General features: G+C 67.2%; 10 protein-coding genes, 1 tRNA gene and 2 pseudogenes. 6 read left to right on the top strand and 7 right to left on the bottom strand.

The features are described 5' to 3' along the window. Positions 1 to 72: 72 nt before the first annotated feature. Positions 73 to 1,116, bottom strand: a complete 1,044-nt coding sequence (locus tag QP164_RS05465) for a lytic murein transglycosylase (RefSeq protein ID WP_333922450.1) — start codon at positions 1,114 to 1,116, stop codon at positions 73 to 75. Between the two features lie 169 nt (positions 1,117 to 1,285). Here QP164_RS05465 and QP164_RS05460 point away from each other — a divergent pair. Continuing rightward, positions 1,286 to 1,362: transfer RNA gene (locus tag QP164_RS05460), tRNA-Pro, on the top strand. 58 nt (positions 1,363 to 1,420) lie between these two features. On the opposite strand, the pseudogene QP164_RS05455 reads toward QP164_RS05460, so the two are convergent. From QP164_RS05455 to QP164_RS05430, 6 genes and pseudogenes are all read right to left on the bottom strand, one after another. Beyond that, positions 1,421 to 2,427: pseudogene (locus QP164_RS05455) on the bottom strand (zinc-dependent alcohol dehydrogenase family protein). Positions 2,428 to 2,499: 72 nt separating this feature from the next. After that, positions 2,500 to 4,392 (bottom strand): S9 family peptidase, encoded by a 1,893-nt coding sequence (locus QP164_RS05450; protein WP_333922449.1) that lies wholly within the window; start codon positions 4,390 to 4,392, stop codon positions 2,500 to 2,502. Next, on the bottom strand, positions 4,392 to 5,999 hold the full coding sequence (locus tag QP164_RS05445; protein ID WP_333922448.1) for a M3 family metallopeptidase: 1,608 nt from the start codon (positions 5,997 to 5,999) through the stop codon (positions 4,392 to 4,394). Before QP164_RS05445 ends, QP164_RS05450 begins: the two co-directional genes overlap by 1 nt. Before the next feature lie 55 nt (positions 6,000 to 6,054). Continuing rightward, positions 6,055 to 6,528, bottom strand: coding sequence for a hypothetical protein (locus QP164_RS05440; protein ID WP_333922446.1), 474 nt, complete (start codon positions 6,526 to 6,528; stop codon positions 6,055 to 6,057). 70 nt (positions 6,529 to 6,598) lie between these two features. Then, entirely contained in the window at positions 6,599 to 7,816 is a 1,218-nt protein-coding gene (locus tag QP164_RS05435) for a metallophosphoesterase (RefSeq protein WP_333922445.1), read from the bottom strand. Positions 7,817 to 8,763: 947 nt separating this feature from the next. Further along, positions 8,764 to 9,522: pseudogene (locus QP164_RS05430) on the bottom strand (SDR family NAD(P)-dependent oxidoreductase); the annotation flags it as partial. 198 nt (positions 9,523 to 9,720) lie between these two features. Here QP164_RS05430 and QP164_RS05425 point away from each other — a divergent pair. The 5 genes from QP164_RS05425 to QP164_RS05405 all read left to right on the top strand — a co-directional run bounded on the left by QP164_RS05425 (position 9,721) and on the right by QP164_RS05405 (position 17,323). Further along, positions 9,721 to 10,299, top strand: a complete 579-nt coding sequence (locus QP164_RS05425) for a LamG domain-containing protein (protein WP_333922444.1) — start codon at positions 9,721 to 9,723, stop codon at positions 10,297 to 10,299. 76 nt (positions 10,300 to 10,375) lie between these two features. Next, on the top strand, positions 10,376 to 13,132 hold the full coding sequence (locus tag QP164_RS05420) for a glycoside hydrolase family 2 protein (protein ID WP_333922443.1): 2,757 nt from the start codon (positions 10,376 to 10,378) through the stop codon (positions 13,130 to 13,132). Then, the gene (locus QP164_RS05415) at positions 13,129 to 15,084 is read left to right on the top strand and encodes a glycoside hydrolase family 97 protein (RefSeq protein ID WP_333922442.1); all 1,956 of its coding nucleotides are present in this window, start codon (positions 13,129 to 13,131) and stop codon (positions 15,082 to 15,084) included. The genes QP164_RS05420 and QP164_RS05415 overlap by 4 nt, the downstream gene beginning before the upstream one ends. Continuing rightward, positions 15,081 to 15,830, top strand: a complete 750-nt coding sequence (locus tag QP164_RS05410) for an SGNH/GDSL hydrolase family protein (protein ID WP_333922441.1) — start codon at positions 15,081 to 15,083, stop codon at positions 15,828 to 15,830. The genes QP164_RS05415 and QP164_RS05410 overlap by 4 nt, the downstream gene beginning before the upstream one ends. Further along, entirely contained in the window at positions 15,827 to 17,323 is a 1,497-nt protein-coding gene (locus tag QP164_RS05405) for a carboxylesterase/lipase family protein (RefSeq protein WP_333922440.1), read from the top strand. Before QP164_RS05410 ends, QP164_RS05405 begins: the two co-directional genes overlap by 4 nt.

Genomic DNA, 17,323 nt, shown 5'->3' with positions numbered 1-17,323 from the left:
CCGTGGGCAGGATGTGATGCAAGTCATAGCCGCGCCCGGCGACCGCGTCACGTATCCGTTGCGCGCAAATTCCTAGCGTTCGACAGCGTCGGCAAGCAGCCCGACCGACAGCGCGTAGAAATTCGAGCAGTTGTAATCGAGGATCACGCGGTAGTTGCTGGTCAGCAGATACGCGGTCGCCCCCTGCCCGTCCGGCTCGAGCAACGTCGCCATCACGCTGTCGGCTGGCAGGCCGCGACCTTGCGGCGAGATCCCCAGCGCGCGCCATTCGGCGATCGTCCGCCAGCCGCTATGCCGCTCGAACACGCGCGGGCAGCGCGGCGACACGAGCCGGTTGCGAACCTGCGACCGGTCGAACCCGGCGGGCACGTTGACCGCGACGCCCCAGGGCTGACCCGCACGCCAGCCCGCATCGACGAAGTAATTGCCGATCGACGCCAGCGTATCCGCCGGGCTGTTCCAGATATCCGCACGGCCATCGCCATCGCCGTCGCGCGCCAGACGCAAATAGATCGACGGCAGGAACTGCGGATTGCCGGTCGCGCCCGCCCAGCTCCCCTTCAACTGGTCGCGCGTCACGCCGCGATCGAGCATCTTCAGCCCAGCGATGAACTCGCCCGCGAACAGCGATCGCCGCCGGCCTTCATACGCCAAGCTGGCAAGCGAGCGGAGCAGATCGAAATTGCCGGTATAGCTACCGTAATTCGTCTCATGCCCCCAGATCGCGACCATGATCGATTCGGGCACGCCCGTCGTCTGCTCGATCCGCTGCAACCGCGAGCGCTGCGCCTGATAGGTCTGGCGACCGCGCGCGATCCGCGCCGCGTCGACATGCTGCGTCCGATACGGTGCGAACGCGGGCACCGCGCTGGGGTTGGAAGCCCCCGGCTGTTGGCGGTCGAGATCGATCACCCGCTGGTTGAGCGTCAGGCCGGGAAACACCGCATCCGCGGTCCGCGTGCTGACCCCCTCGGCAAGCGCCTGCTGCCGGAGCGCGACCATATAGGCCTGAAACCCGGCATCGTCCTGCGCCCGTGCCGGACTGCTGCCGGCCAGCATGGCGACGGCGCCGATCACGAGATTGCGCAGCCGCACGGTTTTCGATGTCCCACCCATCCGAAGGCTCTGCCACAGACGTGCCGCGATCGGAACCTCGCATCGTCGCACCGGGCGCACGCACGACCGTACCGCCCTCGTCGGTGACGTTCTGCCCTCGGTCTTTCATCACGGAGAACACGAAGCCGCTTGCCATCCGGCGAAGGCTGCGGCTAAGGGCCGTCGCAGTCGGGGAGTGGCGCAGGCTGGTAGCGCACCTGGTTTGGGACCAGGGGGTCGCAGGTTCGAATCCTGTCTCCCCGACCATCATCCGGTGCGGTTTCGACCGCACCGGTGTGGATCTCGGGACTTTACACCGACACCCTCACCATTCGACACCGATCTTGCCGAAATGCTCGCCGCTCATCTCGAACGCGAAGGCGTCCGCGAGCCTGTCGAGCGGGAAGCGACGATCGATGATCGGACGGATGCCGGTCGCGTCGAGCGCGCGAACGAACGCCTGTTGATCCGCGCGACTACTGACGATCAGCCCTTGCAGCCGCGCTTGCTTCGCCATCAATGCCGCGGTCGGCACCTCGCCGCCACGCCCCGTCAGCACACCGATCAGCGAGATATGGCCGCCGATGCGTACCGCCGCGATCGATTGCGCCAGCGTTGCGGGTCCACCGACCTCGACCACATGATCGACCCCGCGGCCACCGGTCCACGCGGCTACCTTGTGGCCCCAATCCTGGTTCTCGCGGTAGTTGAGCGTGAAGTCCGCACCGAGCGCCTTGGCACGCGCCAGCTTGGCATCCGACGACGAGGTGATCGCGACGATCGCGCCCATCGCCTTTGCGATCTGCAATGCCCAGATCGAGACGCCGCCGGTGCCGAGCAGCAACACCGTGTCGCCCGCCTTCAACCCGCCATCGACGACCAGCGCGCGCCACGCGGTGAGCCCCGCGGTGGTGATCGTCGCCGCCTCGACCGCATCATCCCGCGCGGCGCGAGCGTAAACGCGGTCGCGGGACGTAGGACATGCTCTTGCGCGAACCCGTCGATCCCGTCCCCCGGCGTGCGGCTGAAATCGCCGATCGTCGGCGGACCGGCCTGCCAGTCGGGAAAGAAGCACGACACGACGTGATCACCGACCGCGAACTCGGTCACGCCGTCGCCGATGCGCTCGACGATGCCGGCCCCGTCGGACAGCGGCACGCGGCCGTCCTCGCTCGGCATCTTGCCGGTAACGACGCCGAGATCGTGAAAATTGAGCGAACTGCCGTGGATCGCCACCCGGATCATGCCGGGGCCGGGATCGCCCGGATCGGCGCGTTCTTCGGGCTGAAGCGTATCGAGGCCCACCGGGGACCGCAGCGTCATGACCTTCATCGCAAACTCCTCATTTGCAGATCACAACGCCCCGGTTCCCCAAACTGTCCCGCCAGTCTGAGTTGGGGCGGCTTACTGCGCCTTCAGATACCGGTCGAACCATCCGACCGATCGCTTGCGGACGTCGGCGGCATTGGCGGGGGCGCGGATGCCGTGGCCTTCGTCGGGATAAATCACCAGGCTGGTCGGTACCCCCAACTCCTTCAGCGCGTGCCAATATTCGATCGACTGGGTCGGTGGCACCTCGATGTCGCGCTCTCCGACATAGATGAAGGTCGGGGTCTTCGCCTGCTTGATGAAGCTGATCGCGGAGACTGCACGATAGGCTTCGGGATCGTCATAGGCGGATTTCCCGAAGAACGGGATCATCCACTGGTCGATGCCGTTGGTGCCGTAATAGCTGATCCAGTTCGACAGCCCGGCGCCCGCGACGATCGCCTTGAAGCGATTGGTCTGGGTGTTTGCCCACATCGACATGAACCCGCCATAGCTGCCGCCGGTGAGTCCGAGGCGCGCGTCGTCGACCGGCGCGATCTTCTCGACCGCGTCGATCCCGGCGAGAATATCGCGCAGATCGCCGCCGCCGAAATCGCGGCGGTTGGCGGCGGTGAACGCCTCGCCCTGGCCATAGCTACCGCGCGGATTGGGCATGAACACGTAATAGCCCGCGTCGAGCAACGCGGCCGGGCCCGATCCGCTGCCGACATAGCTGGGGGTATTCGCCGCCGACGGACCGCCATGGACGATCGTGACCATCGCCGCTTTCCGCGCAGGATCGGCCGATTTGGGGGCGAGCAGCCAGCCCTGGACGTCGAGCCTGTCATTCTTCCACGTCACGCTGCGCGCGGACGCGTTCGCCGGGAGCGCATCATTGTCATGCGTGATCTGGCGGGGTTTCGCGATCGGGCCCGCGAAGATCGCCGGGCCGTGCGTGAAATCCTGCACGGCGGTCGCGACGATCCGGCCGTCCGCGCTATAGGCGGCCTTGCCCTCGCCCGCCGCGAAGCTTGCCGGGCGGCTCCAGCTGACCAATGTCTTGCCGGTCGGATCGAGCGTCGCGATCTCGGCCGCGTCGCCGTGCAGGCGGACCGCACGCAGGCCACCGCCGGTCCAGTCGAGCGAAGTCACCGTCGCCTTCGCGCCCTCGGTCCGGTTGACGGGCACGCCGCCGGCAACCGGCACGGTCCAGACATCGCCGCCGATCGAGCCGAAATCGCTCATGAGGCCGCCGATATACGCAACCGTGCGGCCATCGGGCGAGACGCGCGGCATGTTGAGCTGCGTCGTCGGCTTGGCGATCGTGCGGACGGTGCCGGTGTCCGCGTCGACCGCGTCGAGCGTCGCCACCCACCAATTGTTGTCGCCATTGCCGAGCGCGCTCGTGACGACGAAGCCGCGGCCGTCGGGGGTCCAGTCATATTCGTAGATATAGCGATCGGCCGGCGACACCGGCTTGACCGTGCCGGTTGCGAGATCGACGATCGCCAGGCGCTGTTCGTCGCTGGTCTCGCCGATCTCGCCGACCTGCCGCACGCCAGCCTGCGTCGCACCCGCTTCCTTGGCCGCGCCGAAGGTCGCGAGCAGCGCAAGCCGTTTCCCGTCGGGCGAGAAGCGCGGTGCCTGGGCGATGCCGTCGATCGCCGCGACCTGCCGTGCGCCGCTGGCGTCTGCCAGCATCACCAGCGCGCGGGATTTGCCCGCCTCGCGCGCTAGGAAGGCGATCCGGCCATCAGTCGCAAAGGTCGGCGCGCCGTAGCTGCACGTCGCGCAAACATCGATCGTCTGGACGATGCCGCCGTCCGACACGCGCCGCACGACGATTGCTGCATGCGTGGGCGCGACGGGTTCGATGCTGGCGAGACGGTCCCCCTTCGGCGCGAGCGCGAGCGCACCATATTGATGCACCGACGCCTGCGCGAACGCCGGCGTCGTGACGAGCAGCGCCGCGATGGCAAACCTGCGCATCACTTGGCGTCCGCCGTCAGGCCGCGGTCTTCGAGCATCGGGCCGATATCCGGATCCTTGCCGTAGAACGCCTTGAACATCGGACCGTAATCCTCGGTATGGCCCTTCGACAGGATCATGTCGCGGAAGCGCTGGCCGTTCGCACGGGTGAGGCCACCATGCGCCATGAACCACGCATAGGCGTCGTTATCGAGCATCTGCGTCCACAGATACGCATAGTATCCCGCGGCATAGCCACCCGCCCAGATGTGCGCGAAATAGCTGGTCCGATAGCGCGGCGGCACGTCCTTGGTGTCGAGCCCCATCGAGTTCAGCGCCTTGGTCTCGAACGCATCGACGTCCTGCGGGCCTGCCGAGGCGGGCAGCGAATGCCAGTCCTGATCGAGCGTCGCCGCCGCGACCAGCTCGCCCAGCTCATACCCCTGGTTGAACTTCGCCGCGTTCTTGATCTTCGTGACAAGCGCCTGCGGCATTACCGCGCCGGTGCGATAATCCTTGGCATAGTTCGCGAAAACCTTCGGATCGAGCGCCCAATGCTCGTTGAACTGCGACGGGAACTCGACCCAGTCGCGCGCGGTGTTGGTGCCCGACACCAGCGGATAGGTCTGGTTCGCGAACAGCCCGTGCAACGCATGGCCGAACTCGTGGAACATCGTCGTCACGTCGTCGAACGTGATCAAAGCGGGCTGGCCCGGCGCCGGCTTGGTGAAGTTGCCGACGTTATAGACCACCGGCTTGGTCTTCAGCAGCTTCGACTGGCCGACGAAGTTAGACATCCACGCGCCACCCGCCTTGTTGTCGCGCTTCCAGTAATCGAAATACATCAGGCCCAGCTCGGAGCCGTCCTTGTCGTAGACGGTGAACACGCGGATGTCCGGCTGGTAGGTCGGGATGTCGCGGCGTTCCTTGAAGGTGACGCCGTAGAGCTGGTTGGCGGCGAAGAACACGCCGTCGGTCAGCACGCGGCTGATCTCGAAATACGGCTTGAGCTCGTTCTGATCGAGGTCGTACTTGGCCTTGCGCACCTTGTCCGAATAGAAATCCCAGTCGGAAGGCGCGAGCGGGAACGACGTTCCGGTCGCGTCGATCGTCTTCTGCAACTCGGCCGCCTCGCGACGCTGTTCGGCGGCGGTGGCGGGGACGAGCTGGGTCATGAAGCCCTTTGCCGCCGCCGGGGTCTTCGCCATCTGGTCGTACAGCGAATAGGCGGCATAGTTCGGATAGCCGAGCAACTGCGCCTTCTGCGCGCGCAACTGCGCGATCTTTTGGATCAGCACGCGCGTGTCATTGGCGTCACCACGCTGCGACCGGTTCCAGCTCTTCTCGAACAGCGCGGCGCGGGTCGCACGGTCGCTGAGCGAGGCGAGCGCGGGCTGCTGCGTCGTGTTCTGCAACGACAGCACGTATTTGCCGGGCACTCCCCGCTCCTTCGCGCCCTCCGCCGCTGCCGCGATCTCGGCATCGCTCAGGCCAGCGAGCTTGGCTTTGTCGTCAACCACTAGCGCGCCCGCCTTGGTGCCGGCGAGCAGCTTCTGCTGAAAATCGGTCGTCGCGGTCGAGATCTGCGTGTTGAGCAACCGCAGCTTGGCCTTATCGGCATCGTTCAACTGCGCGCCGGCATGCAGGAAATCGCTGTGATAGATCTCGAGGACTTGGCGTTGCTCAGCATCGAGACCGAGCAGAATCCTTTTTCGCGTACAGCGCCTGGACGCGCGCGAAGAGCTTGGGATCGAGATAGATCGCGTCGCCGTGCTGCGCCATCTTCGGCGCCACCGCGCTGCGGACCTTGTCGAGCGCATCGTTGGTGTTCGCCTGCGACACGCCGAAGAACGCCTGGCTCGCGCGGTCGAGCGTCCGGCCCGAGCGCTCCATCGCCTCGATCGTGTTCGCGAAGGTCGGCGCGGCCGGGTTGTCGGCGATCTTGCGCATTTCGGCGATCTGCTCGGCCATGCCCTGTTCGAGCGCAGGCTGGTAATCGGCGTCGGTGATCTGGTCGAACCGCGGCGCCTGGAACGGCAACGTGCTGGGGACGGTCAGCGGATTGACACGACCGGTATTGGGCGCCGCCTGCGCGGTTGCGGGGCTGGCCAGGCAGCACAGGATGGCGGCGGAACGGAGCAGGCTGGAACGCGGCATCTTCAGACTCACAATGGCAGGAGTGATGACGCTCTTGTTGCATGGAGCGCCAAGGCGTTACAATGTCTCATTATTGATCGTCCGGCAGCGCGCGACGCAGCGTGATCCGCGTCATCTCGGGTGGGCGACCAAGCCGCAGCGCGAAGCCCGGCCACAAGCCGGTGCCGTTGCTGACGTACACCGTCATGCCGTCGACATCATAGCGACCCGAGACGAAGCCGCCATTGGCGAGCGCGAAGATCCGATCGAAGCCGCGGATCATCCCGCCATGCGTGTGCCCCGACAGTTGCAGCGCGACCCCGCGCGACGCCGCCTGTCGCGCCATCTTCGGCTGGTGATCGAGCAGCACGATGGGCGCGGACTTGGGAGCGCCGGCCAATGCAGCGCCAAGATCCGGTCCCGCCTGCCCGACCGCGGGGGCGGACAGATCGGTCACGCCGGCGATCACCAGCCGCGCATCGCCGCGCGCGAGCAGCACATGCGCGTTAGGCAGCATGCGGATACCCATCCCCGCCAGATGCTGCATCCATGCCGCATAATCGAAGAAATACTCGTGGTTGCCAGGGATCGCGTAGACGCCGTCGGGCGCGCGCAGGTCGGCGAGCGGCGCGACGTCCTCCCGCCGCATCGCCACCGATCCGTCGATGAAGTCGCCGGTCACCACGATCAGATCGACGCCCGACGCATTCGCCCGGTCGACGACTTTCCGTGCCCACGCCGCCGGAAACAAGCGGCTGATATGCAGATCGGTGAGCTGCAACAGCCGATAGCCGTCGAACTGCGGCGGCAGGTCGCGGATCGCGACCTCGACATCCACGACCGGCGGCACGCGGATCGCATTGGCGACACCGATCGCCGCAAGCAAAGCCGCCAGCCCAGCGATCGCGTAGCGCACGCTATCCGGGACGACCGTGCCGCGCCGGACGACCAGCATCGCCAGCGTGCCGAGGTCGACGAAGATCTGCAGGATCGCGAGCAACAGGATCGCCCCGAACGCCCAGTTGAACGCGATGACGATCGCGCGCGGAAATTCGGGTGCGAACACCGATCCCGACGAGAGCCGGCTCCACGAATGATATTGCGACGCGAGCAGCAGAAGCACCGAAATGCCGAGCTTGAACGGGATCGCCAGCGACAGCGGCCAGAGCCATCGGCCGATCACGTACAGGCACGGCAGCGAGAAGATCAGCTGGAAGATCGGATTGGTCCTTTGGCGGCGCGCCCCGTCAACCGAGGACAGCGCGCCTCGATAACGCCGGAGCGCCGCCTTCGCTGCAACTTTCGTCATGAAGCCGGTTCGCTCGATCCCCCCGCCAGGGAGAGGATCAAAAACTACCGAGAATACACCCCGATCAGCGCACGCCGCAGCATCCGGTCCTCCAGCGAGAAATACAGCGCGATCCGGTCGCCCTCGATCACCGTCGACGCGGCGAACGCAATATCGGTCGCCTCGCGGCTGAGCGCGGGCGGCGGCACCAGCATCGGCTCGATCCCGCGCCCGGTGACGCGCGTGAACGCCGGATCGAAGCTGATCCAGCCGATCCGCCAGCGCGCATCATGCGTAGCGCCGTTATAGAACATCACCGGGTCGCGGTCGCCGACCTGGATGATCGGCCCGGTCGACAGATGCCAGTTATCCCAGCTGTCCTCGCGGATCCCGAACGGGTCGGGCAGCACGGTCCACGGCCCCTTCGCGGTCGGCGCGCTGGCCATGCCGATCCGCGACGCCTCGTTCGCGGCATATTCGTAGAACAGCCGCCAGTCGCCCGCCGCGGTCTGCGCCAGCGTCGCCTCCTTGATGTTGCCCTCGCCCGGCGGCGCCTTGAGGACCAGATCCTCCTTCGCCAGCGCGGTGAGCTCGCGCCCCGCCGCGAGGATCATCGAGCCCTGCGCCCGCGCCGCATCGACGCCGGTATAATAGACCAGATATTCGCGATCGGTGACGAGCACGGTCGGATCCTCGCACCCGCCGAGATCGGCAGGCCCCGGTCCCGGCACGATCGCCAGCCCCGGATCCATCTGGAAATGCAGCCCGTCCCTGCTCGCCCCGCCGCCGATGATCCCGGTCGGATCATGCGCCCCGAGCGGATGCGGCACGCCGCGGATCATCACGCGGTACAGCTCGCCTTCCTTCCAGACGAACGGACTCATCAGGTCCATCCCGTCGATCGGCGACGCCGCCGAGATCGTCACGGGGTCGAGCTGCTCGACGACATAACTCAGCATCGTATCAGGCCCCTGTGCGACGGTCAGCGACAGCGCGCCGTCGATCGTCACGGTCGTGCCGGTGATATAATCCGCGGCGGGCGACAGCAGGAACACGACCAGCGCAGCGACCTCGTCGGGTCGCCCTGCGCGCTTCCACGGGATCGCCGCTTCCTTCGCCGCCAGTTCCTCCGGATGATCGAGCGCGGACTGATTCATCGGCGTCAGGATCATCCCCGGCGCGACGCCGTTGACCGCGATCCCCTTCGGCGCAAGTTCGAGCGCGAGCGTCGCGGTCAGCTGCGACAGGCCGCCCTTGGCCGAATCATAATCGACCCCGCCGGGACGCGGCGCGCGCTCGTGGATCGACGAGATGTTGGCGATCCGCCCCTTCGCCGCCTTTGCCTCCAGCGCGCGCACCATCCGCCGGCAGGTCAGGAAGGGCCCGTACAGATCCGAGCGGATCACCCGGTCGAACTGCGCCAGTTCCATATCGACGAGGTTGACGCCGGTCATGTTGAGCCCCGCCGAATTCACCAGCAGGTCGACTGTACCGAACGTCTTTTCGGCCGCCGCGAACAGCGCTTCGACCGCGGCTTCGTCGCCGACATTGGTCTGCACTGCGATCGCGCGGCCCTCACCGATCGACGCGCAGACCGCGTTCGCCGCCGCGACATCCTTGAAATAGGTGATGACGACGCGCGCGCCGGCATCGCCCAGCGCCTTGGCGCAGGCCGCGCCGATCCCCGATTCCCCACCCGTGACGATCGCGACCCGTTGCTCGAACATGGCTATTCCTGACGTCTGTTTTCTCAGTCCGTCGCAAGCGCTTAACCGGGGCGCGGTGCAAATGAATTTGCTGTCAGGGCGACGACATGATGCCGCCCTCCGACAATCTGCAATTCAATTTGGCTTTTTCCGACGTCTGTGCTTGATGCGGCGCAGTTCGGCGGGGCGACCAAGATCCCGCTTTCCGGGAGGGTGAGAATGCGCAACCGTCTGTTCGCAAGCACGATTTCGACGCTGGCCTTGTGCGGTGGCACGGCAGCGATGGCGCAGACCTATGGCCCGTTCAACGTCGTCGCGCCTGCTGGCGGCGATAGCGTCAGGACCGCGATCGGCGGGGAGCGCGCGGCAACAATCGACGCGCAGAGCTGGACGATGTCGACCTGGCTCGAACCGAAAGCGATCCCGAACGGTACCGCTCTGGTTGCAGGATTTGGCGACGCCGCGACCGGCGCGCGCCGCTATCTGGCGCTCGATCAGGGTCGCCCGAGCCTCGGCACCGAAGCCGGCATACTGACTGCCAAGAGCCGCATAACGGCAGGCACATGGCATCACGTCGCCGCGACCTTCGACGGCACGCAGGCCCGGCTGTTCGTCGACGGGCGGCAAGTGGCGCAGCGTCGCCTGACGGTTGCGCCGGTCGCCCCGGTCGCGACGATCGCCCCGAGGGAGCCGGTCCGGTCTTCGCAGGCCGCGTCGCCGGGTTCGCGCTGCAGGTCGGCGCGCTTGATGCCGCGGCGGTACGCACGCAGGCGGGCACGGCGCCCGATCCCGCGCTGACGCTGTATCAAAACGGCAGCCCCGACTGGCCGGTGCAGGTCCGCCAGTCGCTCGGCCAAACCGTCCAGCAGGATGCGTGGACGCGCCCCGTTTCGAAGGCCCCTTCCCCGCGCCGGTCGCCAAGCCGCTGCCGACCGGCCCCGCGATCGTCGCGGTCCGTCCCGGCGAATGGACCGTCGCCGGCTGGAAACTGGCCGAGGCGCCCAAGGTGGCCGCGCCGGGCACGACGCTCAGCCGTGCCGGGTTCGATGCCTCGCGCTGGTATGTCGCGACGGTGCCGGGCACGGTGCTGACGACCCTGGTCGACCGCGGCGTCTATGCCGACCCCGCCTACGGTCTCAACAACATGACGATCCCCGAGAATCTCGCGCGGCAGGATTACTGGTACCGTACCGAATTCGACGCGCCGACCGAAACCACGGACAAGCGTCAAATGCTCACCTTCGACGGCGTCAACTACAGCGCCGAGATCTGGCTGAACGGCGCGCCGATCGGCACGATGAAGGGCGCGTTCGTCCGCGGCCGGTTCGACGTCACCGGCAAGCTGCGCCCCGGTCGCAACGCGATCGCGGTGAAGGTCTCGCCGCCGCCGCATCCCGGCATCGCGCACGAGGAGTCGCTGACCGCAGGGGTGGGCGAGAATGGCGGGATGATGATGCTCGACGGCCCGACCTTCGTCGCGACCGAGGGCTGGGACTGGATCCCCAGCATCCGCGATCGGAACACCGGCATGTGGCGCGGCGTGACGCTGACCACGAGCGGCGCGGCGACGCTCGGCGACGCGCAGGTCGTCACGACCTTGCCCAAGCCCGACAACAGCGTCGCGGAGATCGAGATCGGCGTCCCGGTCGCCAATCCCACCGACCGCGCCGTGACCGCGATCGTCCGCGCGGCGTTCGACGGCGTCTCGGTCGAGAAGCCGGTGACGCTCGCACCCGGCCAGACGACGACCGTGGTAATGAAGCCAGCCGACTTCCCGCAGCTGACGGTGCGCAATCCCAAGCTCTGGTGGCCCAACGGGTACGGCGACCCGGCGCTGCACGACCTGACTTTGACCGCAACCGTCGACGGCACGACCAGCGACACCAGGCATGTCCGCTTCGGCATCCGCCAGGTGACCTACGACATCTCGCTGATGGACCAGGACGGCGATCTCGACCGCGTCGGCATCGACCTGTCCAAGGCGCGCCAGCGTGGCGAGCGGATCGTCGACGGCACGCACACCGGCATCCGCAAGGTGTCGAACGGCTGGGCGGCGAGCCTCGTCCCCGGCGCGGAGAAATCGCCCGCGGTGACCCCGATCACGGACCAGGACGGCCTGTCTCCCTATCTCGTGATCCGTGTCAACGGCGTGAAGATCGCGGCGCGCGGCGGCAATATCGGCATGGACGACTTCATGAAGCGCGTCGACCGCGCGCGCCTCGAGCCGTTCTTCCGCCTCCACAAGGACGCGCATCTCAACATTATCCGCAACTGGGTCGGCCAGAATACCGAGGATACTTTCTACGACCTCGCCGACGAATACGGCCTGATGATCCTCAACGATTTCTGGGAATCGACGCAGGATTACAATCTCGAGGCGCAGGATCCGGCGCTGTTCATGACCAACGCGACCGACGTCGTGAAGCGCTATCGCAACCACCCGTCGATCGTCGCGTGGTTCGGCCGCAACGAGGGCGTACCGCAGCCGATTCTGAACGAGGCGCTGGAGACGCTGATCGACACGGAGGACGGCACGCGGCTCTATATGGGCTCGTCCAACCGCGTGAACCTGCAGAATTCGGGCCCGTATAACTGGCGCCCGCCAGTCGAGTATTTCACCGAACACGCCAAGGGCTTCTCGGTCGAAAGCGGCACGCCGTCGCTGCCGACGCTGGAGGCGTGGCAGCGCGCGATCCCTGCGGCGGACCAGTGGCCGATCAGCGACAGCTGGGCGTATCATGACTGGCACCAGACCGGGAACGGCGCGGTGAAGACGTACATGGACGTGCTCGCCACGCGCTTCGGTGCCGGCACCAATCTCGCCGATTTCGAGCGCAAGGCGCAGATGATGCAGTATGAATCGTACCGCGCGATCTTCGAGGGGATGAACGCGCGGTTGTGGACCGAGCATAGCGGCCGGATGCTGTGGATGACACAGCCCGCCTGGCCGTCCTCGGCGTGGCAGATCTTCTCGTCGGACTACGACACGCAGGCCTCGTTCTACGGCGTCAAGACGGCGTCGGAGCCGGTCCATGTCCAGATGAACCTGCCCGACTGGAAGGTCGTGCTGGTCAACAACCGCCTCGCAGATCTGCGAGGCGTCAACGTCACCGCCAAGGTCGTCAGCCTCGACAACCGCACGCTCGCCGATCGCACCGTGACGATCGCCGCGCCTCGCGAGGCGACCACCGACGCGTTCACGCTCGATCTCGCGCCGCTGCTGCAACAGGGCGTCGCGCTGGTCCGGCTCGAAGCCACCGACACTGCGGGCAAGCGGCTGTCGACCAACTTCTACTGGCAGGCGAAGGACGATGCCGCGTTCCAGGCGCTCAACACGCTGGCCGCGGTGACGCTCGGCAGCACCGCAACCACCCGGATCGACGGCGCGGAGACCGTCGCGACGGTGACGCTGACCAACGCCAGCCCGACGCCCGCGATCGAAACCAAGCTGACGGTGATGAACGCCGACGGCACGCAGGTCCTGCCGGCGTATTTCAGCGACAATTACGTCTCGCTGCTCCCCGGCGAGACCCGAAGTATCGAGATCCGCTACCCGACCGCGAAGGCACCGTCCCCCAGCGTCACCCTACGCGGCTGGAACGTCGCCGCGTCGCGCGTGGTGGCACGATGAAGGGCCTGATCCTCGCCGCAGCGTTACTGTCGACTGTCTCGGCCACGGCTTCAGCGCAGTCGCTCGCCTCGCCGGACGGCCGCATCACCGTGACTTTGGGCACCAACGACCAGGACCAGCCGACCTACCGGCTCGATGTCGCCGGGCAGACGCTCCTGTCCCCGTCGACGCTCGGGCTCGAGTTCGAACATTATGCCAAGCTCGCGAACGGACTGAAGGTCGCGACCATCGATCGTCGTTCGGGCGCGGATCGCTACACACTGCCCGCGGGCAAGGTATCGCGCGTCGACGAACGCTATAACGAGATCGTCGTGCATTATGCCGAGGCCGCCGCAACCGGGCGCAAGCTCGATATCGTCCTGCGCGCCTACGACAGCGGGATCGCGTTCCGCTACGCCATCCCGCGCCAGCCGACCCTCACCTCGGTGCGGATCGCCAACGAACTGAGCCAGTTCGTCTTCCCCGCCGATTATGCCTGTCACGGTCTCAATCTCGGCAGCTTCGGCACCAGCCACGAGGGGGAATATGATCCGGTGCGTGCTTCGGCGATCCGCCCGCACAACCTCTACGAACTGCCACTGGTCTGCGCGACCGGGACTGGCGGCCCGGCGCTGGCCTTCGCGGAAGCGGACGTCACCGACTGGCCCGCAATGTACCTGACCGGCACCGAGACCGGCGCGCTCGGCGTCGCCGCCAAGCTCGCCCGCCGCCCCGACGATCCCGATATCGCGGTGAAAGCCGAGGTCGGCGCCGGTCTGCGCTCGCCGTGGCGGGTCGTCATGGTCGGTGCGAACCCGGGTGCGCTCATCGAGAACACATTGCTCACCAGCCTCAACCCCGCGCCAGCCGGCGACTTCTCGTGGGTAAAGCCCGGCAAGACCGCCTGGGACTGGTGGTCCGGCCCGGTCCTCGCGGGCGTCCCCAATGCCGGCACCAACGACGCCACGATCAAGCGCTTCATCGATTTCGCCGCGCAGACGGCGCTGCCGTACATGATGATCGACGATGGCTGGTACGCGAACAGCGGCGACGGCGCGACACTGCGTCCCGGTGCCGATCCGACCAAGCCGATCGCCGCGATCGACCTGCCCGGACTCGTCACCTACGGACGCCAGCGCGGTGTCGGCCTGATCGTCTGGATCCATTGGAAGCTGCTCGACCAGGATATGGACCGGATCCTCGACCAGGTTGCGGCATGGGGCCTCAAGGGGATCAAGGTCGACTTCATGAACCGCGACGACCAGGTCATGATCGGCTTCTACCACCGTCTCGCCGCGGCGACCGCCAGGCGTCACCTGCTGCTCGACCTGCACGGCGCGACGCATCCATGGGGCATGACGCGGACCTGGCCGAACTTCATCACGCAGGAGGGTGTGCTCGGCGCGGAATACAACAAATGGACGCGGCGGATCACCGCGCGGCACAACATCACGCTCGCCTATACGCGGGTGCTCGCCGGGCCGATGGACTATACGCCGGGCGGGTATCGCAACCGCACGCCCGCGACGTTCCGCATCACCGCGACCGCGCCCGAGGTCCAGACGACGCGGGCCGCCGGCCTCGCCATGTACGTAGTCTATGAGAGCCCACTCGGCAGCGTCGCCGACTCGCCCGACGCGTATCGCGGCCAGCCCGGGCTCGATTTCCTCCGCGACGTGCCGGCGACCTGGGACGAGACACGCTTCCTGGCGGGCGACATCGGCGACTATGTCGCGATCGCGCGACGCAAGGGAAAGCGCTGGTATATCGGCGCCATGACCGATGCCGCGCGCACCGTGACGCTCCCGCTCGGCTTCCTCGGCACCGGCAGATATGTCGCGCGTCGCTGGACCGATGGCACCGCGCCGACCGACCTGATAACCGGGCGGACGACCGTGACCAAAGCAGACAGCCTGACCCTCGAACTGGCCGCGTCGGGTGGCGCCGCGGTGATCCTGGAGACCGAACGATGAAGTTCCTGCTCGTTGCATTCTCGCTGATTGCCATGGCCACGCCCGCCGTCGCGCAGACCGAAGACGCCAAGGCCAAGGCGGCGCGCGAAGCCGAAGAGCGGCTGCACACCGACTGGGCCTGGCTCGGCCGCTATCAACAGGCCAATGCGGCGGTCCCCGCCAAGGGCGCACAGCCGCGCGTGGTGTTCATCGGCGATTCGATCACGCAAGGCTGGTTCGACATGGTCCCGGCGTTCTTTGCCGACAACAACCGCTTCGGACGCGGCATCGGCGGGCAGACCACGCCGCAGATGGCGCTGCGCTTTCGCCAGGACGTCATCGACCTGAAGCCGGCGGTGGTACAGATCATGGCGGGCACCAACGACATCGCCGGCAATACCGGGCCGATGACGCCCGATCAGTCGAAGGCGAACATCATGACGATGGCCGAACTCGCGCGCGCGCACGGCATCCGCGTCATCCTCGCCTCGATCCCGCCGGCCGCGAACTTCCCGTGGCGTCCGGGTCTCGAAACCGCCGACAAGATCGCGGCGATGAATGCTTGGCTGAAGACCTACGCCGCGCAGACCAACTCGACCTATGCCGATTACTGGACCGCGCTACATGACGGCAAGGCGTTGCGCGCGAGCCTGACCTATGACGGCGTCCACCCGAACAAGGCGGGGTACGCGGTGATGGGCCCGGTCGCCGAGGCCGCGATCCGCTCAGCGCTTGCCAAGCCTGTACCGAAGGCGATCGCCCGGTGATCCTCGCGCTCGCGCTCGCCGCCGCTGCTGCTCCGACTGCTGCTGGCCCGGTGGTCCGTACCGACGACGGACCGGTCCGCGGTGCCGCGCTCACCGGTGGCGGCGCGGTGTTTCGTGGCATCCGGTTCGCCAAACCGCCGGTCGGCCCGCTGCGCTGGCGTGCGCCCGAGCGCCCCGCCCCCTGGACCAACCCCGTCGACACGATCGCCGAGCATGCTGCGTGCGCGCAGCTCGTCTATGGCGACTGGAATCGCGCTGCCGCCCAGACCAGTGCCGAAGACTGCCTGTTCCTCGACGTCCGCACCCCGAAGCTGGCCGGTGCGGATACGGCGGCCAAGCCCCTCCCCGTCCTCGTCTGGATCCACGGCGGTGCCAACCGCGCCGGCGCCGGCGGCGGCACGGTGGAATCGAAGATCACCGATGCCGGCATCGTCCTGGTCAGCGTCCAGTACCGGCTCGGCGCGCTGGGCTTTCTATCGCACCCTGCGCTCAGCCGCGAACAAGGCGGCCATTCGGGCAATTACGCGCTGATGGACCAGCAGGCCGCACTCGGCTGGGTCCAGCGCAACATCGCGCGGTTCGGTGGCGACCCACGCCGCGTCACGATCGCCGGTGAGTCCGCGGGCGCGCAGGACGTCGCGCTGCACCGCCTCGCCCCAGCCTCGCGCACGCTGTTCGCGCAGGCGATTCAGGAAAGCGGGACGGCCGGCTTCGGTGTCGCGCCCCGGAGCCTTGCACAGAACGAGCGTCTCGGCGCGCTGATCGCCACGACCGCCGGGCTACCCGCGGCGGCGACCGCGGCCCAGCTCCGCACGCTACCGGTGGACTCTATCCTCGCCGCGCAGGACGCGGTCGACGTCCCCAATCTCGACGACGACAGCTTCATCTGGTTGCAGGCGGTGGTCGACGGTCGCGTCCTCACCGATACGCCCGCGCATCTGCTTGCCACCGGGCAGGTCTCGCGCGCGCCGCTGATCGCCGGCGTCAATGCCCGCGAACTGACGCTGCATGGCGGCCTGCCCGCGGCCGCCGCGACCGTTCGCCGCGAATTCGGGGCGTATGGCGCTCGTGCAGCAAGGCTGTACGGGCTCCAGCCAGGCGGCACGCCGGTCGCAGATCCGCGGCTCGGCGACGTCACGATTCAGCTCGCCAACGATCTCACCTTCCGCTGCCCCACCGTCGCGCTCTCGAAGGCTCTCACGCGCGTCGGCGTACCGGTCTGGCACTATCAGTTCGACTATGCCCCGCCCGGCGGGACCGTCAGCCACGCGAGCGAACTCGGCTATGTCTTCAACGCGGCCAAACCCGGCGAGCCGCCGCTCCAGGCCTATTGGGCGAACTTCGTGAAGACGGGCAATCCCAACGGCGCCGGCCTGCCGCACTGGCCCGCCTATTCGGCAGGTGTCCGTGCCTATCTGGCGTTCGATCAGGCCGGCCCGGTCGCCCGCCGCGACCTTCGCGGGCCGATCTGCGATCTACGCGAGACGCCCTGA

Source organism: Sphingomonas sp. LR59 (assembly GCF_036855945.1).
Lineage (GTDB): Bacteria > Pseudomonadota > Alphaproteobacteria > Sphingomonadales > Sphingomonadaceae > Sphingomonas.
Note: the sequence above shows the minus strand (reverse complement) of the source record. Positions and strands in the feature narration are given on the sequence as shown.

Bases quoted from the DNA above. Each gene is read 5' to 3' on its own strand.
- QP164_RS05450 (WP_333922449.1), bottom strand. From the start codon at position 4,392: ATGCGCAGGTTTGCCATCGCGGCGCTGCTCGTCACGACGCCGGCGTTC.
- QP164_RS05435 (WP_333922445.1), bottom strand. From the start codon at position 7,816: ATGACGAAAGTTGCAGCGAAGGCGGCGCTCCGGCGTTATCGAGGCGCG.
- QP164_RS05410 (WP_333922441.1), top strand. From the start codon at position 15,081: ATGAAGTTCCTGCTCGTTGCATTCTCGCTGATTGCCATGGCCACGCCC.
- QP164_RS05425 (WP_333922444.1), top strand. From the start codon at position 9,721: ATGCGCAACCGTCTGTTCGCAAGCACGATTTCGACGCTGGCCTTGTGC.
- QP164_RS05415 (WP_333922442.1), top strand. From the start codon at position 13,129: ATGAAGGGCCTGATCCTCGCCGCAGCGTTACTGTCGACTGTCTCGGCC.
- QP164_RS05440 (WP_333922446.1), bottom strand. From the start codon at position 6,528: ATGCCGCGTTCCAGCCTGCTCCGTTCCGCCGCCATCCTGTGCTGCCTG.
- QP164_RS05465 (WP_333922450.1), bottom strand. From the start codon at position 1,116: ATGGGTGGGACATCGAAAACCGTGCGGCTGCGCAATCTCGTGATCGGC.